General features: G+C 55.6%; 17 protein-coding genes. 6 read left to right on the top strand and 11 right to left on the bottom strand.

Annotated features, from left to right (window positions below; genetic code table 11):
- Window positions 1–71: 71 nt before the first annotated feature.
- The 11 genes from G604_RS0112940 to G604_RS0112890 form a co-directional block, all read right to left on the bottom strand.
- Window positions 72–2,093 carry a transketolase family protein gene (locus G604_RS0112940; RefSeq protein ID WP_028910907.1) on the bottom strand — a complete coding sequence of 674 codons (2,022 nt, stop codon included), beginning with the start codon at window positions 2,091–2,093 and terminating at the stop codon, window positions 72–74.
- A 106-nt stretch (window positions 2,094–2,199) separates the two neighbouring features.
- On the bottom strand, window positions 2,200–3,789 hold the full coding sequence (locus G604_RS0112935; protein ID WP_028910906.1) for a xylulokinase: 1,590 nt from the start codon (window positions 3,787–3,789) through the stop codon (window positions 2,200–2,202).
- Between the two features lie 3 nt (window positions 3,790–3,792).
- On the bottom strand, window positions 3,793–5,337 hold the full coding sequence (gene araA / locus G604_RS0112930; protein WP_028910905.1) for an L-arabinose isomerase: 1,545 nt from the start codon (window positions 5,335–5,337) through the stop codon (window positions 3,793–3,795).
- Window positions 5,338–5,388: 51 nt separating this feature from the next.
- Window positions 5,389–6,096, bottom strand: a complete 708-nt coding sequence (locus tag G604_RS0112925; protein WP_028910904.1) for an L-ribulose-5-phosphate 4-epimerase — start codon at window positions 6,094–6,096, stop codon at window positions 5,389–5,391.
- A 19-nt stretch (window positions 6,097–6,115) separates the two neighbouring features.
- Complete coding sequence (locus tag G604_RS0112920; protein ID WP_028910903.1) at window positions 6,116–6,793, bottom strand: NUDIX hydrolase; 678 nt, start codon at window positions 6,791–6,793, stop codon at window positions 6,116–6,118.
- Window positions 6,794–6,796: 3 nt separating this feature from the next.
- Complete coding sequence (locus G604_RS0112915; RefSeq protein WP_028910902.1) at window positions 6,797–8,539, bottom strand: sodium:solute symporter; 1,743 nt, start codon at window positions 8,537–8,539, stop codon at window positions 6,797–6,799.
- 119 nt (window positions 8,540–8,658) lie between these two features.
- Window positions 8,659–9,852 carry an aldose epimerase family protein gene (locus G604_RS0112910; RefSeq protein WP_028910901.1) on the bottom strand — a complete coding sequence of 398 codons (1,194 nt, stop codon included), beginning with the start codon at window positions 9,850–9,852 and terminating at the stop codon, window positions 8,659–8,661.
- 348 nt (window positions 9,853–10,200) lie between these two features.
- Window positions 10,201–10,500, bottom strand: coding sequence for a hypothetical protein (locus G604_RS0112905; RefSeq protein WP_036905905.1), 300 nt, complete (start codon window positions 10,498–10,500; stop codon window positions 10,201–10,203).
- A 644-nt stretch (window positions 10,501–11,144) separates the two neighbouring features.
- The gene (locus tag G604_RS0112900) at window positions 11,145–11,573 is read right to left on the bottom strand and encodes a BT0820 family HAD-type phosphatase (protein ID WP_028910899.1); all 429 of its coding nucleotides are present in this window, start codon (window positions 11,571–11,573) and stop codon (window positions 11,145–11,147) included.
- An 87-nt stretch (window positions 11,574–11,660) separates the two neighbouring features.
- A complete protein-coding gene (locus G604_RS0112895) occupies window positions 11,661–12,836 on the bottom strand; it encodes a glycosyltransferase family 4 protein (RefSeq protein ID WP_028910898.1) in 1,176 nt (391 codons plus the stop codon).
- A 3-nt stretch (window positions 12,837–12,839) separates the two neighbouring features.
- Window positions 12,840–13,973, bottom strand: coding sequence for a nucleotidyltransferase family protein (locus G604_RS0112890; protein WP_028910897.1), 1,134 nt, complete (start codon window positions 13,971–13,973; stop codon window positions 12,840–12,842).
- A gap of 204 nt (window positions 13,974–14,177) precedes the next feature.
- On the opposite strand from G604_RS0112890, the gene G604_RS0112880 reads away from it, so the two are divergent.
- From G604_RS0112880 to G604_RS15340, 6 genes are all read left to right on the top strand, one after another.
- Window positions 14,178–14,498: a hypothetical protein gene (locus G604_RS0112880; RefSeq protein ID WP_028910896.1), complete on the top strand. Its 321-nt coding sequence runs from the start codon at window positions 14,178–14,180 to the stop codon at window positions 14,496–14,498.
- A gap of 11 nt (window positions 14,499–14,509) precedes the next feature.
- Window positions 14,510–14,815 carry a cell division protein ZapA gene (locus G604_RS0112875; protein ID WP_028910895.1) on the top strand — a complete coding sequence of 102 codons (306 nt, stop codon included), beginning with the start codon at window positions 14,510–14,512 and terminating at the stop codon, window positions 14,813–14,815.
- A gap of 27 nt (window positions 14,816–14,842) precedes the next feature.
- A complete protein-coding gene (rny, locus tag G604_RS0112870; protein WP_028910894.1) occupies window positions 14,843–16,375 on the top strand; it encodes a ribonuclease Y in 1,533 nt (510 codons plus the stop codon).
- 205 nt (window positions 16,376–16,580) lie between these two features.
- On the top strand, window positions 16,581–17,534 hold the full coding sequence (locus G604_RS0112865) for a helix-turn-helix transcriptional regulator (protein ID WP_028910893.1): 954 nt from the start codon (window positions 16,581–16,583) through the stop codon (window positions 17,532–17,534).
- 247 nt (window positions 17,535–17,781) lie between these two features.
- Window positions 17,782–22,581 carry a hypothetical protein gene (locus G604_RS0112860; protein WP_155941968.1) on the top strand — a complete coding sequence of 1,600 codons (4,800 nt, stop codon included), beginning with the start codon at window positions 17,782–17,784 and terminating at the stop codon, window positions 22,579–22,581.
- A gap of 17 nt (window positions 22,582–22,598) precedes the next feature.
- Window positions 22,599–22,775 carry a hypothetical protein gene (locus tag G604_RS15340; protein WP_155941967.1) on the top strand — a complete coding sequence of 59 codons (177 nt, stop codon included), beginning with the start codon at window positions 22,599–22,601 and terminating at the stop codon, window positions 22,773–22,775.
- Window positions 22,776–23,114 lie beyond the last annotated feature (339 nt).

The raw sequence follows: 23,114 nt of genomic DNA, 5'->3' as shown, positions 1-23,114 counted from the left end.
CCCTCAACTATGAAAAAAAATAATTAATTGCGCCGGGACATCATTGATCATGTTCCGAAGACGTAGGCTCTTTAACCTATAAATTCTTTCACCTGCCGATAGATATTCTCACCGGTGAAACCGAGCTTCTCGTCTAATACCTTATACGGAGCAGAGAAGCCGAAACTCTTCAACCCAAAGATACGACTCTTCGGACCGATGCCTACCAAGCCTTCAAGGGTGCAGGGCAAACCGGCGGTAAGACCGAACTTCTTCACCTCATAAGGCAGTACGGCCTCCTGATAGTCGGCAGGCTGGCGGCGGAAGAGCCCCTCAGAGGGCGCACTGACGACACGCACACGCAGACCGTCCTGACGGAGCAGCGGAGCGGCAGCCTCGAGGGTGGACACCTCAGAGCCACTGGCCACGAGGATCACGTCGGGATGCTCATCACTGCCCTTGACGATATACGCGCCCTTGCGGGCCTCGTCGTAGTCGTTGCCTGCAGGCAGGCAGGGGATACCCTGACGGGAGAAGATCAGCGCGGTCGGCGTGTCCATATTCTCCATGGCCATCTGCCAGCATACCGTTGTCTCGTAACAGTCGGCAGGACGGAACACGCGGACACTGTCCTGGCCGTTGTGGTTCTGCAGTTTCTCCATCAGTCGGATCTGTGCCTCCTGCTCCACGGGCTCGTGGGTAGGACCATCCTCACCGACACGGAAGGCATCGTGGGTCCAGATGAATTTCACGGGCACTCCCATGAGGGCAGCGAGACGGACGGCGGGCTTCATGTAGTCGGAGAAGACGAAGAACGTACCCATGGCGGCGATGACACCACCGTGGAGCATCATACCGATACACATATCGGCCATCGTCAACTCACTGACACCGGCCTGGAAGAAAGCACCTGTGAAGTCGTGAGCCTGCAGGGCATGCGTCTCCTTCAGGAAGCCATCGGTCTTATCGGAGTTACTAAGGTCGGCGGAAGCACAGATCATGTTCGGCACCTCATGGGCCAGCACTTTCAGACAAGCCGAAGAGGCGGCACGCGTGGCCGAACCTTCTTTCTGTTCCACCTTCGTCCAGTCGATCTTCGGCGCCTTACCGGAGAACCACGTATCCATGAGCGTTTTCTTCTCGGGATGAGCCTGGGCCCAAGCCGCCTCCTCCGCCTTACGGGCGGCAACGATCGTCTTCAGTGCGGCGGCACGGTCGGCATAGAGCTGTTTCACGTCGTCGAAGATGACGAAGGGATGCTCGGGATCACCGCCAAGGTTCTTGATGGTGTTGATGTAAGCGCCGTCGCCGAGGGGAGCGCCGTGAGTCTTCACGTTATGCTCATAACTCGTGCCGTCGGCCTTACGGGCACCCTTGCCCATGACGGTATGCCCGATGATCAGTACGGGATGCCCCGTACCGGCGAGCGCCTTGTCGAGGGCTTCGCGGATCTGCGCGACATCATTGCCGTCGATCTCCATCACCGTCCAGTTCCAGGCCCGGTATTTGGCGGCCGTATCCTCCTTCATGACGACATCAACCTCTGTGGAGAGCTGGATATCGTTGGCATCATAAAACATGATGAGGTTGTCGAGACAGAGCGTGCCAGCGATACGGCCGACACCCTGGGAGATCTCCTCCTCTACGGCACCGTCGGAGATATACGCGTAGATATGATGCTGCATCACCTCATGACCGAGACGGGCCTCGAGGAATTTCTCCGCCACGGCGGCACCGGCAGCGATGGCATGGCCCTGGCCCAACGGACCGGAGGAGTTCTCAATGCCGCGACGGACATCAAGCTCTGGATGGCCGGGACAGGGGGAGCCCCACTGGCGCAGCTGTTGGATATCATCCAGGGTATAACGGCCCTGGAGGGTCAGTGCGGCATAGAGCATCGGACTCATGTGACCGGGATCAAGGAAGAAGCGGTCACGGCCCGTCCATGTGGGATCCTCAGGGTCCCAGACGAGATACTCAGAGAAAAGGACATTGATGAAGTCGGCACCGCCCATAGCCCCTCCGGGGTGTCCGGACTTTGCCTTCTCTACCATGCTGGCAGCAAGGATACGGATGTTGTCAGCGGCATGGTTCATCAGTTGGATACTGTTCATGATTTTCGTTCGTTTTTGTTGACAATAATAGCTCACAATAGATTTTTATAGCGCACAATAGAACTTCGGCCTATAGTAGGTGGCCGCCATGTTGCGGCCACGCCACCTATTTGAAGTCCACGGCTGCCTGTTCGATTTGCAGGCCGCGCTTGTAATTCTCGATATAGGTGTTGAAGCCATCGATCTCATCGGGCGTGGCCATGATCTCCGAGCCCTTGTTGCCGGCGAAGACCTTCGTCTCGAGGAAGTCGGCGAGGCTCTCGTGCTTGTCACTGTTGACGAGATAGGAGGCCAGGAGCGCCATGCCCCAGGGACCACCCTCCCCTGCCGTCTTCATCACGGAGATCGGCAGACCGAGGGCCGCGGAGAGGATACGCTGGCCGACCTCCGGCGTGGTGAAGTAACCACCGTGGCCCGTGAGGCGGTCTACGGCGACCTGCTCATCCTTGAAGAGGATATCGTTGCCGATCTTCAACACGGCGACGGCGCCATAGAGGTTCGCGCGCATGAAATTGGCGAGGGAGAACTTGTCATTCGGCGACCGCACAATCATCGGACGGCCCTCGGAGAGACCCGTCACGGGCTCACCGGAGAAATAGTTGTAGGCCATCAGACCGCCACAGTCACCATCACCCTTCGCACCCACCTGGAAGAGGGTCGTGAAGAGCTGTCCCATGTCGACCTGCTGTCCCATGGCCTCGAGGAACTCCTTGAAGATCTCCACCCACGCGTTGATGTCGGAGGTGCAGTTGTTACAGTGGACCATGGCCACAGGGGCACCGTCGGGTGTCGTAACGATATCGATACTCTTGTACGGTTTCGAGAGGTTCTTCTCGAGGACGATCATCGAGAAGGACGACGTGCCGCAGGACACGTTACCCGTGCGGGGACGGACGGCATTCGTCGCTGCCATGCCCGTGCCGGCATCACCCTCGGGAGGACACATCGGGATACCGGCCTTCAGATGACCACTGGGATCGAGGAGTTTCGCGCCCTTCGCCGTCAGCGTGCCGGCCTCCTGACCGGCCACGAGGACCTTCGGCAGGATATCACGGAGTTTCCAGGGATAGCCTTTCGGCGCGATGAGGGCGTCGAACTTCTTCACCATATTCTCGTCATAGTCCTTCGTGTCGGGATCGATCGGCAGCATGCCCGAGGCGTCACCGATACCCGTGACGCGCTGTCCCGTGAGCTGCCAGTGGATATAGGCGTCGAGGGTAGCGAGGTAGTCGATATCCTTCACGTGACTCTCGCCGTCGAGGATACACTCGTAGAGATGGGAGATGCTCCAGCGCAACGGGATATTGAAGTTGAAGAGATCGGAGAGCTTCGCGGCGGCCTTGCCCGTATTCGTGTTACGCCACGTACGGAAGGGCACGAGGATCTGCTCGTCCTTGTCGAAAGCCATATAGCCGTGCATCATCGCACTGATGCCGATGGCAGCGAGGCGTTCGATCTCCACGCCATACTGTTTCTTCACATCTGCCCGCAGGGAGGCATAACAGTCCTGCAGACCGGCCCAGATGGCTTTGATGCTGTAGGTCCACAGGCCGTTCTCCAACTGGTTCTCCCACGTATGGGAGCCCTGGGCGATGGGCCGGTTCTCACCATCGATGAGAACGGCCTTGATACGGGTAGAGCCAAACTCGATACCGAGGATGGCCTTACCCTTTTCTATCGTTTCCTTTGCGGTCATACCTTAACGTAATGCTTTGTTCAACATATAGTAGACCTCATTCCAACGGAGCTCCTTACGGAACTGCTCGTAGTCGGTGTCCTTGTTGATGATGCAAGCCTCAACATCGAAGATCTCAGCGAAGTCACGCCAGTACTCATCGGTGAGTCCGAAGGAGAAGCAGCTGTGATGGGTGCCGCCGGCATTCATCCAGCAGCCCACGCCGACCTCGAAGGTAGGCTCGGGGATCCAGAGGGCGGAAGCCACGGGGAGCTTCGGCAGCGGTTTCGACTTGATGAGGTTCACGTCGTTGGCGATGAGACGGAAGCGGTTGCCCATATCGACGACGGTAGCCGTGATGCCATGGCCCTGCTTCGTGGTGAAGACGAGACGGGCCGTAGGGGTCTTGCGGACACCGATGCCGAGGAAGTGCACTTCCAGGCGCGGCTTCTCCTCAGCGATATCAGGACAGACCTCGAGCATGTGACTCTCGAGGATGGACGTGTTGTCACCGTCGAAGTTCAGCGTATAGTCCTCCAGGAAGGACGTGCCACCCTCGAGGCCCTGACTCATGAACCAGGTCGTACGGTAGAGGCAGGCGCTCTTCCAGTCACCCTCGGCACCGAAGCCATAGCCGTCGTGCATGAGGCGCTGGGAGGCGAGGCCGGGAATCTGGTCGAAGCCGTGGCCTGTCTCCTCGACATTGACATCACCGAGGTCGTCGAAGTTCGTCGTGAAGCCCTTGGCACCGTAAGCCTTCAGGACGGCACGGATGGTCAGTTCGGCCTTGGCGGCATTCCAGATCTTCTTATATTCCACGGTAGACTCATCCTTGAGGTTGTCGGCTACCTGGTATTCCTTGAAATAGACATCGTGGACGAGGGCGTCGACATCGGCATCCTTGACCTTGTCGAAGAACTCCATGACGGTAGAGAACTGGACATAATCGACATGATAGCCAAAGACCTGCTCGAAGGCGACCTTGTCACCATCGGTCACGGCGACATTGTTCATCTGATCGCCGAAACGGATGATGAGGCAGTCCTGTGCGTCAGCGACACCGGCGCAGACACGCTCCCAGACAGCGATATGATCCTGTGTCTTCGGATCCTTCCAGTAGCCGATAACGGTCTTGCGCGGCTTGCGCAGACGGGAGAGGATATGGGCATACTCACGGTCACCATGCGCACTCTGGTTGAGGTTCATGAAGTCCATGTCCATCGTGTCATACGGGATCTTCTCGTTATACTGGGTATGGAAATGGAGCAACGGCTTGCGGAGGATCTCCATGCCCTTGATCCACATCTTCGCGGGAGAGAAGGTATGCATCCAACAGATCACGCCGACACAGTGCTCATCGACATTGGCACGGTTCATGACATCAGCGACTTCCTTGGAACTGTTGGCGGTACCTTTATAGACGACCTTGATAGGCAGACGACCGGAGTTGTTCAGGCCCTCGACCATCTCCTTGGAGTGTCCGTCGACCTGTTTTACGGCATCACCTCCGTAGAGGAGCTGTGCGCCTGTTACCCACCAAATTTCGAAATTATCAAATGCTTTGACCATAGTTGTAGTTTTTAGATTGATTGTATATATAATAATGTGTAGTTGGATACTTTATTTGTTGTTCTTCTTCCGCTGACCGTAGTAGGCGTTGGGACCATGCTTACGGGAGAAATGCTTCTCCACGAGGAGCGGGTTCATCGTCGTATACGGGTTGACGGAGAAAGAGATGAATGCCATCTTCGCCACCTGTTCGGCAACAACGGCATGATAGACGGCCTCATCGGGATCCTTGCCCCAGGTGAACGGACCATGGTTCTTCACGAGGACGCCGGGGGTATGGACGGGGTTGATGTTATCTTTCTTAAACCGGTTGACGATGACAACACCCGTATTGTACTCGTACTCGTCCATCATGTCAGCGGTCATATCGGCCGTACAGGGGATGGCGTCGTGGAAATAGTCGGCATGCGTGGTACCGATATTCGGGATGTCCTTACCGGCCTGCGCCCATGCCGTGGCATAGGTGGAATGGGTGTGGACGACACCGCCGACCTCAGGGAAGTTGCGGTAGATGACGAGGTGCGTCGGCGTATCGGAGGAGGGGTTGAGATCACCTTCAACGACCTTGCCGGTCTGGAGATCGACGACAACCATATCGGAGGGTTTCATCGTGTCATAGCTGACGCCGGAGGGTTTGATGACCACGAGGCCTTTCTCACGGTCGATACCCGAGACATTGCCCCAGGTGAAGAGTACGAGACCGTGCTTGACAAGGTCGAGATTGGCCTTGCATACTTTTTCTTTCAGTTCTTCGAGCATAATATTTCATTTTTTTCGTTTACAGTTTGATGGTCGGCTCCTCCCCGTATTTCTCCTTGTTGAAACGGTAGAGCATAGCGCCCGAACGGGAGGAGGAGTGATCGATGAGGTCCGTCTGGACGACGATATCCGTCTGCTTCAACCGCTTGCGGAAGTTGCGCTTGTCGATCGGCTCGCCGAGGACGGCCTCGAAGACATGCTGCAGCTGTGTCAGCGTGAAGAGCTCTGGCAGGAGGTTGAAACTCAGCGGCCGTGTGTAGATACGGCGGCGGAGCTGCATAACGGCATTATGAATCATCAGCCGGTGGTCGGAGTACATCTCCGGCAACTTGTCGAGCGTGACCCATTCGAGACCATATTTCTCACGGAGGCTGTCGTCATAGTCCTTGACATTGATGAGGGCACAGTAGGCGATAGAGATGACACGGTCACCGGGATCACGGTCTACCTCACCGAAGGCGCCGACCTGTCTCATGTACATCTCGTCAAGTCCCGTGAGAGAGAGGAGCGTACGATGGGCACAGTCCTGCAGACTCTCGTTGGCCTCGAGGAAGCCGCCGTAGAGGGACCACTCGCCGCGGCCCGGGTCCATCTGTCGTTTACCGATGAGGACCTCGAGCTGCGAGCCGTCGAAGCCGAAGACGATACAGTCGACGCTGACGTAGAATTTATCGTGTTGTTGATAATATTTTACCATAATCTAGAAGAAATACCAATAGAAGGCACCGCAGAGGGCGAGGACGCCGAGGGATCCCAGGACATCCTTCCAGTCCCAGCTGGCGCGGATCTGACGTTTGTACTCGTCGGTAAACGTGATGGCGGCCACCTGCTCAGCAGTAGGCTTCGGCGTGAACATCGAGACGACGAACATGAAGGCGATGATGAAGACGAGGAGCCAGCACTCGAAGACGAGCCAGTTGGTCTGCCAGAACCAGGTCGTGGCATTCCAGAAGGCGCCGTCCATCGGCGTGTTGCCCGTGTCGGTGATAACATTCGTCACGAGGCGGAGCATACCGACGAGGAAGCCGACAATGAGGCCCCACTCTCCGGCCTTCGGCGTGATACGCTTGAAGAAGATGCCGAGGAAGAACGTGGCGACCATGGCCGGTGCCAGCAGACTCTGGATGCCCTGCAGATAACTGTAGAGTTTGCCGAGGCTCATCATCACGGGGATCCAGATGATACCGATGACGACGATGGCCACCGTGGCGGCACGGCCGGCGAAGATATAATGGGCCTCACTCTTGCCCGGGCGCAGCGGCTTGTAGAAATCCTCCGTGAAGAGGGTTGCGCAGGAGTTGAAGAAGGCGGCGAGGGAGGTCACGAGGGCACAGACGAAGCCGACGGTGACGAGTCCTTTCACGCCGGCGGGGAGGATATCCTTCACCATATAGGCATAGGCGCCGTCGGTATCACCCATGTGGAACATACCCTTTGCTGAGAGGGCGGCAGCGACCATTCCCGGGATCAAGAACATGAAGACGGGGAGGATCTTGAAGTAACCGGCGCAGATCGTACCCCGGCGGGCGCGGCGCATAACGACACTGTTGTCCTCACCTTTCTTCTGACCGAGGACACGCTGTACGATATGCTGGTCGGTACACCAGTACCAGAAACCGATGATGGAGGCACCGAGGAAGACGACGAAGCCGGGATACTCATGATAGAGGGGATCGGGATGACCAGAGGCGTTGATGGTCGCCCAGTGGAACATGTGCGTCGTGCCATAGCCGTCATGGAGCTGTGAACAGTAGGTCATCATGTTCGTCCAGCCCTGCGTGATACTGCCGTCACCGAGGGTGGCGAGACCGAGGAAGAGGACGAGGAAGGAACCGATGATGAGGATCGGCGTCTGGATGGCCGAGAGGGTCATGACACCCTTCATACCACCGAGGATGGTGAAAATGGCCGTGATGATGATCAGACCGAGGGCGCCATACCAGAACGGCAGGCCGAGGAGATATTCGAAGAAGATACCGCCGGTATAAGCCGTCACACTGACCTTCGTGAGGATATAAGCCACGAGGGTGATGACGGAGAGCCACGTTCCCGTACGTTTCGTATAGCGGTATTTCAGGAACTCCGGCATGGTGATGATGCGGCCGAGCTTGTTGTTCAGCAACTGATAGAAGGGTACGAAGAGCCAGCCGAGGATGAGGATCATCCAACCCTGCATCTCCCAGTGGGCCATGCCCACACCGTTCTGCGCACCCGTGCCGGCGAGGCCGACGAGGTGCTCGGAGCCGATATTCGCGGCGAAGATCGCCATACCGATGACCCACCAGGGCTCTCCTTTTCCATAGAGGAACTCCTCACTGTTAGCGCCCTGCGACTCGCGCTTGGCTTTCAGGAGTGCACGCCATACGGCGCAGACGACGAGGGCGATACCGATGGCGAAGACGAGCCAGTCGAGCCATATAAATTCATGTGATGTCCAGTTCATAGTTTGTTTTCTTTTGTGGCGACCTTGTGCTTGCAAAGCACAAGCACTTGACGGCACGCCTTGATTGGCGGGACACGAGGGTTCATGTCCCTGTGTTTATTTTTTAATTTTTTACTTCTTTACTTTTTTACTTTAAACTTGTAGGCCAAGTGGCTGTAGTAATGCTCGCCGGGTTTAAGATAAGGATTGGAGATGTCCCAGCCGGGGGTGTGGGCGGCATATTTCGTCGGGGAGTCGGGGAATTTCTGACTCTCGAAACAGACACTGACATGTTTGGGATATTTGATGCCATGCTTACAGGGAATGCCCGTACCCTGGAAATTACCCGTGTAGACCTGCAGACCGGGCTCGTTGGTGTAGACCTCGAGGAGGATACCCGTGACAGGGGAGTAGAGACTGGCGGCGACGGTCTTGTCATCGCCTTTACCGTTCCAGTAGGTATTCAGCACCCAGTTGTGGTCATAGCCCGTGGCATTGGCGATCTGGTCGTAGGAGAAGTCGTTGATATGGTCGGCCAGGGCATGGGGCGTGCGGAAGTCCATCGGCGTACCGGCGACGGAACGGATCTCACCCGTGGGGATATAATATTTGTCGGCGGGGGTGAAACGGTCGGCATTGATATACATGATCTGGTTCTCACCTTTCTCAGCGGGGTTGCCGTTGAGGTTGAAATAGGAGTGGTTCGTCATGTTGATGACCGTCTCCTTATCTGTCGTGGCCTCGAAGACGATGTCGAGGGTGTTGTCAGCCTTCACGGTATAGGTCGCCGTGGCCTTCACCGTACCGGGGAAGCCGTTGTCGCCGTCGGGAGACGTGATGGCGAAGACGACGGAAGAGTCGGTGCGGGCGGCGATGTCATAGACCTTGTTGAGCCAGCCTGTGTTGCCACCGCCATGGAGGGTGTTGCCGTTGTCGTTAGCACGCAGGTGATAGGTCTTCCCATCAACGACGAGGCGGGCGGCCTTGATGCGGTTCGCATAACGGCCTACACTCGAACCGAAATCGGAGGGGGTGTTCAGTGTGTCGGCATACTGACGGATATTGTCATAGCCGAGGACGACATCCGTCGGCTTGCCGTTACGGTCGGGGACACAGAGGGAGACGACACGGCCTCCGTAGTTCGTCAGACAGACCTCCATGCCGTTGGCATTGCGCAGGGTGACGAGTTCCGTCTTCTTGCCCTGTACCGTAGCGGAGAATTTCTTCGGATTGAGTCCACTGACCGTGGTCTTCGCGACGGCTGTCGTCGTCGCTCCGGCCAGTACCATCGCTGTCAGCGAGGCAGCCAGGAATTTAGTTTTTAGTTCTCTCATATTCGTTCTTTGTTCTAGGTTTTTTATTTTGGGTGTAAAATTACACTGTTATTTTCATACCGCCAAATTTTTCTTGAACAAAATGCAAATAACCGTGTATTTTTAACACTCTTTCAATAGAAATAGCTGAAAAACAAGCGTTGCAAAAGCATAAGGGAGTCAGCAATGTCTATAAGGGCAGAATCTCCCCTTTCCTTGGGGCTGATGTTCGCCCCCTCCGGGGACGACACCGTGGGAGTATCGCTAACCCCGGGTGCCCGTGCCGTCCTGGCCTTCGCTATCGCTCCGGCCAGGCCGGCACGGGCACCCGGGGTTAATCGTGTTGGGCCCTTCCGGGGCCCTTTCCCTTCAAATGACTTCTTTCGATCCCCCGTAGGTTGTGGCCTTCGTGACCGTCATACCCCCCCGCAGGTTGTGGCCTTCGTGGCCGTCATAAACCCAACGCAGGGTGAGGTCTTCGTGACCGTCATAAACCCAACGTAGGGTGAGGCCTTCGTGGCCGTCATAAACCCAACGCAGGGTGAGGTCTTCGTGCCCGTCATAAACCCAACGTAGGGTGAGGCCTTCGTGGCCGTCATAAACCCAACGCAGGGTGAGGTCTTCGTGGCCGTCATAACCCCCGCAGGGTGAGGCCTTCGTGGCCGTCATAAACCCAACGGAGGGTGAGGTCTTCGTGGCCGTCATAACCCCCGCAGGGTGAGGCCTTCGTGGCCGTCATAAACCCAACGTAGGGTGAGGTCTTCGTGGCCGTCAAAACCTGAAATCGTGGTGTTAGGACGGCCACAAGGGTCGCGCCCTAGGGTGGATGACGAGAGCGCAGCAGGGCCCCGGAAGGGCCCAACATGATTAACCCCGGGCGGAGGGAGCGCGAGCGAAGCGAGAGCTCCCTCCGCCCGGGGTATCCCATCCTGCCGCGGGCGCGTCCCCGGAGGGGGCGAACAACTGGCACTTAGTCATTCCGTTATACCTTATTAATATATATGCCGAACAAACCCTAACAAGCGCTAAACAAACACAAAAACTTGGCAAAAAATTTGGAAGTATGGAAAAAACGACGTATATTTGCGGTATAGATCAACAAAGACAATCCATCATAACAAAAAAAATAATTTCTCATCTCATAAGTAAAATAAAATCTCTCTTACGACCTTAAAAATCTATTGCCATGGAAAACGTTTCTAGGATAGCTCACACTAGAAAATTATAGCTCACAATAGAAAACTACAGCTCACAATAGAAAACTACAGCCCTCTATAGAATAATAGCGCGCTATAGACTATAGCGCGCTATCCTTAGAAGTTCCACCAGTGTTTCTTATGATGATGGTGCTCCTCGTACATCCCCATCTGATCCCGGAGGATATGTCGGTAGCTCTTCCGTTCCACGATGATATGGTAGATCTCGCCCCAGTCGGGCAGTCCACCGACATTACGGTCATCAATGAACAGGTCGGCCTTGATCTTCCGGGAGAAATTATTGTTGTTCTGTGTGCCGTTCTCCTCGGGATAATCGCGGTTCACGGCCCAGAAGTCGACGCCACGCTCATGACACCACTGGATGGCCTCGTCAAGGAGTTTTCCCTCCCGGCAGGTCCAGAGGATGAGCTGGTGATGATGCCGTTGAAGCATCTTCAACGTCTCCGTGGCGAAAGGACGTTCCTCGCCGATCTCCGGATATCTGTTCTCTACTATCGTTCCGTCAAAATCTACTGCTATTACCATAGTAAAATGTAAAATGGATAATGGATAATATATAATATAATGTATAATGGAAAATGGATAATGGATAATGCTCACCCTACGGTGGGTCTACATTTTGTCCACTACTTTTCTAACTTTCAAGAACCAAGGTTTCATCTCCACATGACTACGACGGGCCATAGCGGCCAAGAGGCGGTAGGCCCAACGGTCATGATTCATCCGGCGCACGGTAAAATAAAATCCTGTCGTATTCGCCACTCCCACAACGACGACAACAATGAACTGCATCGTCACCGAACAACGGAAGACCTGATAACTGATGAGCCAGATGAGGAAACAGAGGAAGTCGAGGGAGATGACCATCAGGGCCGTGCCGACATGGGAGAAGCCGATCTCGATGAAGAGATGATGGAGATGACTCTTGTCGGCATGGAACGGACTGATGCCCCGCATGATACGTCCCGTCATCACCCGGAGGGTGTCGAAGACGGGCACGCTGAGGATACTCAGGGCGAAGGCGCCGACACCCATATTCGAGAAGTTAAACGCCACCATCGAGCCATGGTCCATGAGGTGAAGGAGGAAGATCGTCATGAGCATGCCCATCATCATCGTACCACTGTCACCGATGAACATCTTTGTGCTCCGTCCGAAGATGTTATGGATGAAGAAGGGGATCAGAGCCCCGGCGCCGAGGGCGGCGATGACGGCCATCGTCCCGTCATGGGAGAGTTTGAAGACACAGCCGAAGGCGACGCAGGCGAGGATACAGAATCCCGATGACAGTCCGTCGACGCCATCAATCATATTAATAGCGTTGATGATGCCCACGCCGGCGATGGCCGACAACAGATAGGCACACCACGTCGGGAGATCCCAGATGCCGAAGATCCCCTGGAAGGAGTTGAAGTTCACGCCATCCATACGGATGATGAAGAACACGAGGACGGCCTCCACGATGATCCTTGTCAATGGTTTCAGGCCGATACTGTCGTCCATCAGTCCGAAATACATCATCACTGTCAGGGCGACGATGGTAGAGAAGAGGATGGAGGTGTCGAAGACCATCGAGGTCAGTCCGGCACCGGCGATGATCCCGAAGTAGACGGCGAAGCCCCCCATCACGGGGACGGGCGTCTTCTGCAACTTCCGGGCGTTGGGACAGTCCACGATATCCTTCTTGATGGCGAGTTTCACCACCAGGCGGAAGATCCAGATCGTCATAATCATTGACGAGAAGAAGGGGATCAAAATAGAAGGGGTAAAGAGTTGCTTGATGATCATAGATTATTCTTTGTATTTCTTAGAAGGTTGTTTCTTAAACATATTCTGAAAGAGGTTTGAGCGTAACACCGTCAAAGACCAGAAGCGGCCGAGGACTTCCTGAGGGGCCAGACGGGCATAGGTGAGCGTCTGACGAAGATCGAGCCAGGCACTGTCCAGAGAATGGAGAAGACCAGATTGACGGACATGACGATGGGAACGGCCGAAGTTGCCCCCCGCCATCACGTTCTGACGGATCGGCTCCGTCCATCGATAGTCGGCCTCACCCAAAGTCACCGGGACGTCCGCTTCAGGGAGTCCGAGATACGTCACCAGGAAGGCAGCCATAGCTCTGAAGGCTTTTTGCAAACCCAACCGGCGCAAGTCCTCCTCGAACCGTTTACGGTCAATCTCATTGCCTTTGCGGTGCATCAGTACGGCCACGTCACAGAACTGTCGCAAGCCACAGCCGGTGAAGGCGAGATGGAAGAAGAAATGCATAAAGACAAAGAGGAGATTCTCCGTCGGTGCCAGCGTCGGCACGGCAGTGCCGAGGATCACGGCCTCATCCGTCCGGGCAGCGATAGCATCATCGATCCTTTTGTTAAACCACTGCTGATGGGCGGGACGGTAGAGTTGGGCAAGGGTATGATGGAACTCGAAATCGACACCGTCAATCATGACTTCCACATGTTTGCCCTCATCGACAGCATCCAGATCTTTCCCCGTCATCTTCTCCACGAGACTCTTCGCCCGGCCATAGTGGTCACCGGGGAGATAGAGGTCGACATCACCGGGGCAGCGGCGCTCGGGATGGGGATAGAGGGCACCGACCATCTGGCCCTTCACGATGACGAAGGACAGATGGCTCCGCTGAAGGAGCTGTGCCATCTTCTGCAGACCGCCACTGACCTGACCATTGGCCCGCTTGACACGCTCGGTCTCCATCAGCAGGTCCATGGCCGAAGCATGGGAGAGGGTGAAGCCGGCATCCATCAGCGCGCTGCCCACCAAACCCTGAACGGTCTGCCGGCGGGCAAGCATCATCAAGACACGGTACTCGTCATCAGAAAGACGACAGGCTTCTACCGGCATCCCAAAGAGGGCATGGCGCAACAACGCCAGCATCAACTTCTCCGTGGCTTTCTCTTTCGACATTTCCCTTAACGTAATATTTATTTTTGCAAATTTACAACAAATCATTGAAAGAAAAAAAGATTTCCTCATTTTTTTCATGGGTCATCGGTGCAAACGATTCAACAAAAGTTAGCCTCATCCCCACCTTAAAAAACATTTTTGTTGCAAAAAATTTGTCGTTACGGAAAAATTGTGCTAACTTTGTTGCCGAAACAAAATAACCGTATGAACGACAACAATGAGAAGACGCTGAACCTCTTTACCACCCGTGTGCGGCAGATGATTCTTCAATATGAGGAAATTCAGAAGGAGAATGATGAGCTGTACAAGATGGTTGACGACCGCGACAAGCAGATCGCCGAGTTGGAGAAGCGCCTCCATCAGTCGGAAAACGATTATAAGAGTCTGAAGATGGCGCGCATGCTTGAGGTCACGGGAGGTGATGTCGAGGGCGCGAAGAAGACCATTGCCGGACTCATCAGAGATGTCAACACGTGTATCTCGCTGCTCTCGGAAGAGCAGCCGACGAGTCGTGCTGACGCGTAATCATCCAGAAGATGGCAGACAACAACGACAAGATCAACATACGTCTGGAGCTCCATGACACCGAGCTCTTCGTCACCATTCCCCGTGACGAGGAAGAGCTGACGCGTGCCGCCGGCAAGCTCATCAACGAGACGGTCAACTGGTATTATGACCGTTTCCACCTCGAGCGCGGCGAGAAGGAGATCCTGTACATGGCCCTGCTGAATATCGCCCTCCGTTTGGAGCGTTCCATGCAGCTTCATGATGAGGAGCCGTATGTCGACATGATGCAAAAGCTCACTTCTGAGATTGAGACGGCTCTGAAGAAGAAGAAGTGATCTTTTTTAACATTTAAATATAATTCAATGGTAACAATAATTGTCGCCGTCGTCGCCCTCGTTATCGGAGGCGTCGTAGGCTACTCTATTTTCCGGTATGTCCTCAAAGGAAAATATAATCAAAGCATGGCTCAGGCCGACAAGGATGCTGAGACCGTGAAACAGCGCAAGCTCCTGGAAGTGAAGGAGAAGTTCATCAACGAGAAAGCCAAGCTCGAGAAAGAGGTCCAGCAGCGTAACCAGAAGATCCAGCAGGGCGAGAACCGCCTGAAACAGCGTGAGATCTCGCTGAACCAGCGTCAGGAAGAGCTCGGACGCCGTAAGGGTGAGGTAGAACAGGAGCAGAACCGCATCGAGAACGAGAAGAAGCTCCTGCAGATGAAGCAGAGTGACCTCGAGAAGATGGTCCACCAGGAGCAGGAGAAGCTCGAGGAGCTCTCCGGCCTCTCCGCCGAGGAGGCAAAGGCCCACCTCGTGGAGAGTCTGAAAGACCAGGCGAAGCTCGACGCTGCCGCCTTCGTCAAGGAGACGGTGGAGCAGGCGAAGCTCGACGCCAACATGCAGGCGAAGAAGATCGTCATCGAGACCATCCAGCGTGTCGCCACGGAGACGGCCATCGAGAACTCCGTGTCTGTCTTCCATATCGACAATGATGAGGTCAAAGGCCGTATCATCGGTCGTGAGGGCCGTAACATCCGCGCCCTCGAGGCTGCCACGGGAGTGGAGATCGTCGTCGACGACACCCCTGATGCCGTCGTCATCTCCGCTTTCGATCCCGTCCGTCGTGAGGTCTGTCGTCTGGCCCTCCACCAGCTCGTCGCCGATGGCCGTATCCATCCCGCCCGTATCGAGGAAGTCGTGGCGAAGGTGAAGAAACAGCTCGACCAGGAGATCATCGAGACGGGCAAGCGTACCGCCATCGACCTCGGTATCCATGGTCTCCACCCGGAGCTCGTGCGTATCATCGGAAAGATGAAATACCGCTCCTCCTATGGCCAGAACCTCCTGCAGCATGCCCGTGAGACGGCGAACCTCTGTGCCGTCATGGCTGCCGAGCTCGGTCTGAATCCGAAGAAGGCCAAGCGTGCCGGTCTCCTCCATGATATCGGAAAGGTCCCCGATGAGGAGAGTGAGCTGCCGCATGCCCTCTATGGCGCGAAGATCGCTGAGAAATACAAGGAGAAACCGGATATCGTCAATGCCATCGCCGCCCACCATGATGAGGTGGAGATGAAGACGCTGCTGGCGCCGATCGTACAGGTATGTGATGCTATCTCCGGTGCCCGCCCGGGTGCCCGTCGTGAGATCGTCGAGGCTTATATCAAGCGTCTCAATGATCTCGAGGCTATCGCCATGAGCTATCCCGGTGTCACGAAGACCTATGCTATCCAGGCCGGCCGTGAGCTCCGTGTCATCGTCGGTGCCGACAAGATGACCGACGAGGAGAGTACGAAGCTCTCCGACGAGATTGCTACGAAGATTCAGAATGAGATGACGTATCCCGGACAGGTGAAGATCACCGTGATCCGTGAGGTACGGTCCGTCGCATACGCGAAATAAATCCTCTTGCAGGGGCCGTCCCTTGTGGCGGCCCGTCGGCGGAACGCCGAATCATAACGGGCATTGTTGCCAATGTTAATGCCGTACCGGCATCGGGCCGCCACAAGGGACGGCCCCTGCAAACGGATTAAAATACCTACTTTTGGGTATTCGCTCTTTCCGCTTTTTTTCTTAATTTTGCAGCGGTTATAGGTAGAAGAACAAAATGAAGAATCAGAAACTCTATGAGGCGGGTGACCGTATGATCTCCATCATCCGCGACAACTATAATATCCTGCAGACGATGTCCGCTTTCGGCATCAACCTCGGCTTCGGCGACAAGACCGTCGAGGAGGTATGCCGGGACCAGCAGGTCGACACCTTTACCTTCCTTACCGTTGTCAACTATACCGTCAACGGCTATTACGATGCCGCGGAGGCTGACAAGCTCTCCGTCCCTACCCTGTTGCATTATCTCCAAGCCTCCCACGAATATTACCTCGACTTCCAGTTGCCGTTCATCCGTAAGGAACTCTCCGCGGCCCTCGATGACGACGACCGGGTGGCACGTCTCATCCTCCGCCTTTATGATGAGTACGCCCGGTCGGTGACCCTCCACATGCGCTACGAGGAGAAGAACGTGTTCCCTTACGTGCAACAGCTCCTCGACGGGAAGAGTCCTTCCGACTATGACATCGACACGTTCTCCAAGCACCACGGTCAGACGGATGCCAAGCTCAAGGAGTTGAAGAATATCATCATCAAATATCTCCCGTCGAACAACCTCCATAACAACCAACTCATGGCGACACTCTATGACATCTATAATAATGAGGAGTGGCTGCGCCTGCACGGCAACGTCGAGGATGACATTTTCATCCCCGCCATCCGACGCATGGAGCGGAAAGCCAAACAGAGTGACGTGACGGCACAGATCACGAAAATGATCTCCGGGAGCGCACAGAACGAGGAACTGTCGCAGCGCGAGCGTGACGTCATCATCGGTGTCGTTCAGGGACTGACGAACAAGGAGATCGCCGACAAGCTCTTTATCTCCACGAATACCGTCATCACCCACCGCCGGAATATCGCCAAGAAGCTGCAGATCCACTCCCCCGCCGGCCTTACCATCTATGCCATCGTCAACAAAATGATCGACATCACTGAGGTGAAACTGTAGGGACATGATTCATCATGTTCCGCCCACTTCCGTTGCCTGATTTTGTGCAATCGTTTTCATCCGATAATTCTACTTTTCACGTCCGAATCCTTCATCATCTGAAGATTATCCCCTATCTTTGTACCCGATTGAAACAAGATTGAAACAAGAATACCTACGTCGGATATAGAACTTACCGATGATAACGGTGTCTTTTCGCACGATACGAATACACTATCTGAATATATATATAATACGCTAACTATCTATGAGAGTAACAATGTGTAAATGGAGGATTCCTGGGGGATTCTCGCTTTTCCTGTATCTAGCCATGCTGACCCTTTTGCCGCTAAGAGCACAACGGGCGTCGGCAGCAGATAACTTGTATGTGCTCACCGCCTCCACACTGGCTTCAGACGGAACGGCCGGCACGTATACAGAGGGTAATGTCACGGATTCGTATAAGTTTACCTATTCCTCTGGCACGACCTACACCTACACCGTAAACAATCTGCCTACAGGCGGATTCTATTTTCGGCTCTATGATGCCTCGTGGACAGGCACCAAGGAGATGCAGCCCTATGCCAATGGGGACAATCTGGTGATCGATGGCAGCAGCTATACGATCAGCAGCGACTGCTATGGCTCGTCCAACGCCTGGAAGGTGAGTTACACCGACGGGGTCTATGAGAGCCTGACCATCACGGTGGATCTCAGCACCTCCAGTCGGTCGGTGAAGATCACCGGAACGAAGCGCTCGTCCACTACCGGCAGCACGACGACGGCGACGAACACCGCCGGCATCTATCTCTATGGAAAGAACTATGGTACGTCGGATCCCTCGAAGAAGATGACGTATAAGTTCCTTAGGAAGAACGACAGTGAGTACCATTTCGCCCTCTATGCCGGTGAAATGCCGTTCAACGTGGAGACTTACAACAGCAGTAATAGTAAGTCGGACATCACCCCTTCCTGTAACGGTTTCACGTTCAACATCGCCTATGTCGACAAAGAGGGTAATGTCTCTACGTTCTGCCCCGCCGGCGGCTACACGCTCACCGGAACCGACAGCGGCGCAGAAACGGTAAAGACGCTCAGTAGTGGATCCACAAATGTATGGACGGTTCAGAACAATGGTGGTATGTACGACCTCGTCGTCAAAGTCGACGGCGACGGTAAGCCGACAGCCTGGTATTACGAGAGTGATGCCAACCGCATCGTGGCCTATAAAGCCAGTAGCACGAGCAACTGGACCACGGAGGGCTTCCTCTATTGTGTGAAGAACTCCAGCACGGCCTCTACCGCTTTCTGTAAGAATTTTTTCGGTACGATACCGATGGTGAAGGATGAGACGTTCAAGTTCATCCTCGGCAACTATTGGTTCGGACAGAACTACGGGGAGAAGACCTACGGACAGAATGTCGCCACGACGGGCGATGCCGGTGACTCCCCGAACCTCACCAATCCCTATGACGGTATCTATCCCGTGGAGTTCAACCCCGACCGCACCGACTATAAGCTCGGCGGTAATGACGAGACACCCCTCCGCATCTTCATGATCGGATCGGCACTGAACAGCAGTCTCGGTGATTCCTTTGCCTCTTGGGATCCGGCCGATGCCACCGAACTCGTCTATGACAAAGAGGAGGGCTGTTATAAGGGTACCGTGAAACTGACGAAGGATAAGCAGTTCCGCTTCCTCCGTGACAAGAATGCCACGGGTGACGCCACCTCCCTCGAGCTGAACTTCGGCGAGGACAGTAATGCTCCGAGCACCGCCGGGCCCGACTATGACGACAACAACTATGTAGCCTATAACGAGGCCTCCACATCGGGCACGAACGTAACGTTCAACCCCGAGACGAATGTCTATAATGTCCGTTTCTATATTGAGGCCGGCGCGGATATGACGGGCTTCAGTTGGACGAGCTCCGCCGTGAAATATCGCTATACCATCGAGCTCCCGGCCCGTCTGAGCATCACCCTCGATCCGTCCTCCGCCACCATCCCCTATGGTACGACCCTGACGCCGAAAGCGATGGTCATCGTGCCTGCTACGGAGACCTCCACGGTACGCCGCTATGCCTATACCCTCGACGGTACGACGCCGACCATCAATACGACGACGGGAAAGGGTACGGGTACGACGAAAGTGGTGGAATATACCTATGATGCCATCATCCCGTCCAATGACGTGACGACCTTCCGCATGGACAGTAAGAATGTCGTGAATTACATCCTCCATGACGGTACGAAAGGCTCCCTCGACACCACCGCCGTGACCGTCACGGTACAGGCCATCCAGAAGGTCAGTGACACGGCATACCGCCTCGAGGGAAATACCGCCAAGGGGACCTATACCTTCCGGACCGCGGGTGTCGTCGATCCCGAACAGAACAGCTATACCATCGCCGTGACGAACCATGACGGTACGGCGACCTCCGTCAATAAGGTCACCGCGTCCGTCGTCGTCACGAAAAACGGCACCGTGGATACCACGACACCGGCCTATTACACCATCGACGGTACGAATCCCGCCACGAGTAAGACACGGCGCCTCGTCCGTAACCGCCAGATCACCATCTATACCCTTCCGCAGGGTGTCGCCGCGACGAACACCATCAAGGTCTGCGTGGCCGGTGCCGGCGAGAGTGAGTCATCGGCAGATCATGCCTCCTGCCCCTATGACCTCACCTACAGTACGTCGGAGGGTGGCTACGAGAACTATCTGAATAACGACCCGTCGACGAAGACCCTCGGTGGTGAAGGGGATGTCGTCATCTATGTCCTCCCCTACTCCTCTGATGCCGCGAACTTCCCGCTTTCCGACTACGACACGTATGTCAGCGCCTATGAGGTCGTCATGAAGAACGACACCACCGTAGACAACCGCCTCACACCCTCGCCGGGACATATCTTCACCGCTGCCGATACCGTCACGGTGAACAACGAGACCTGGTATGCCTTCGACGCACAGCCCTCGGCCGGTTTCAGTGAGGTCAACGTCTCCCTCGGCCGACGCTCGGCCAGTGGCACGGAACAGACGACACCGGTCGTCGTGGCCAATGCCAACAAGGATATGTTCCTGAAATATGATATCGCCACGGGAGAGATCACGGAGGTCACCCGCGCCTATACCGGTGACTATTTCTATACGGTAGGGACAGAGGGTGCCACGGGCGTGACGAAATTTGAGGCGGCGAACCCGAACCCGCTGTCGTCGACGACAAATAAACAGCATTTTATCTATGTCCAGGTTCCTGACGCATGGGTAACGGACGGTAACAGTCTGAAGGTCCTCAACGGCTCCTCCGTCGTCGCCGAAGGAGATAACGTAGAGGTGCAGCCGGCTGCGGAGACTTCTTCAAACTCGCTGGTTTGTAAGGTCTATGGCCTGAATGCCCTCACCGAGGGTACGACACTCACCTTCCAACCCTATGGGGATACCACGGCGGGCCAGATCTCCTTCTCCGCTCCGTATCAGGATGGCGGTTACTACTACTATGAGTCGGCCATGCAGTACAGCAGTGTGCCGTATCTCATCTTCTCGCCCAATACCACCACCGACCAGGACCTCCGCTCCTATGGCCATCACGATATCAACCACGTGACGACGGGTGACCAGACCAACTTCCTGACGAAAAACTGGAACTACTCCACCGCAGCGGCCACGGAGACGACGACCGTCAGCGACAACTGGACAGGAACGGAGGCTACCGTCAACATCATCCCCGCCGGGACGACAATCTCTCAGACCATCAACGGTCTGGAGAAGTCCACCTCTTATACGGTACAGATGATCGTTCGTGGACAGGACGGTGCCAAGGGTACCTTGCTGCTTGAAGGTGCTGACAACGGAAAAGACAGTACGACGTTCAAGGGCTATGATGCCGCCGGCAGCGTGACCACCGACGGCCGTGTCGATGCCCTCCTCCTGGGGACGACGAACGGCTGGAGGAAACTCGAGACGAAAGCGACGACCTCCGAGACGGGAGCACTGACAATCTCCCTCTCCGCCGACAGTGGTGAGCTGCAGCTCTCCGATGTCACCCTCCTCGAAAGGGCTAATGAACCGGGATATGTACAGACACGGGCGACGACCGACAACCAGACGACGGAGGTGGACCTCAGCAACCGTGCCGAGGCCAACGCCTTCAGCTTCTTCGACCGTGGCAGTAACAAGAATGCCGTCGTCTATGTCGACGCGAACACCGTCGAGGGACGGAGTGAGAACACCATCAATGTCGCCGTGGCCTCTACCGTCAACGGGACAACGACCTATACGGTGAAGAACTTCCGCATCACGGACCAGGCACAGGATGGTACCACGGATCCCGATGGTAAGGGCGAGAACTGCTTCTACTGTTCGGCATGGACCCTGAACACCTCCCATGCCCTCACCGCCAATACCTTCGGCTTCGAACGGCACTATACGAAGGGACAACGCTCCACGATCTGTCTGCCGGTGAGCCTGACGGCCGATGAGATCTACACGCTCTTCGGCTCCGACACGAAGGTGTACCAGCTCTATGCCATCGACCTCTCGAAGAAGGTCATCACAGCCCATGACAACACCGCTGACGGGATCACGGCAAACCAACCGTATATCATCGAGACGGGAGCAGACTATAACGACGGGACTATCTCCGGGACGTTCTCCGTGCCCGCGACAAACAGTGTATCACTGACACAGTCCATCGGTAGTGGCTACTCCTTCATCGGTACCTATGCGCTGATCAAGATCTACTTCGACGACACAGAGAGATGTTATAACTTCGGTGCCCGTGAGGGTGGCCGCTTCGACTATATCCAGCCGGGGGGCGCGAGGATGAAACCGTTCCGCGCCTATGTGAAAGCCCCCGATCCCTCCAGCTCATCGGCGAAGGCGATCCAGCTCAGCTTCGACAACGTGGCTACCACCGCCATCGAGGATGTGGAGGAGATGACGATCGTCAACGACGCGCCGATCTTCTCTCTCTCCGGCACGAAGGTCGCCGACGCCAAGGACTGCCGTTCCCTGAAAGCCGGCGTATATATCCAGAATGGTAAGAAAATCATCATCAAATAAATCATTATCCATCAAATATGAAAAAGAAATATATTGCACCTGTCACATCCCTGATCATCATCAAGTCTGCCACCCGTCTCCTCAGTGCCTCCGGCAATGGGGACGGCGGTGCCAAAGCCTACTCCTTCTCCGATTCCCCCGATGAGTCCACGGCGGCACCCACCGACCGGGACAGCAACCTCTGGGAGGAATAAATTGCCCTAAACAGCAGATGTTCGCCCCCTCCGGGGACGACAAAGAGGGCGATGACCGGGATACCCCGGGCGCCCGTGCCGCCCTGTCCGTCGCTATCGCTCCGGCCAGGACGACACGGTGCCCGGGGCTAATCGTGTTGGCCCCCTAACGGGGACCTCCCTCAGCCTCTCCTACGGCATACGCCAGCGCAGCAGGGACAGCACCAGACCTCACCGCGGCAGACAACGGCGCAGCAGGGACAGCACCAGACCTCACCACGGCAGACAGCGGCGCAGCAGGGACAGCACCGCGGCAGACAGCGGCGCAGCAGGGCCCCGGAAGGGCCCAACACGATTAAC

The organism is Prevotella sp. AGR2160 (assembly GCF_000424185.1).
Taxonomy (GTDB): Bacteria; Bacteroidota; Bacteroidia; order Bacteroidales; family Bacteroidaceae; genus Prevotella.
The sequence above is the reverse complement of the archived record's forward strand: the minus strand, read 5'-3'. Positions and strand labels throughout refer to the sequence as shown.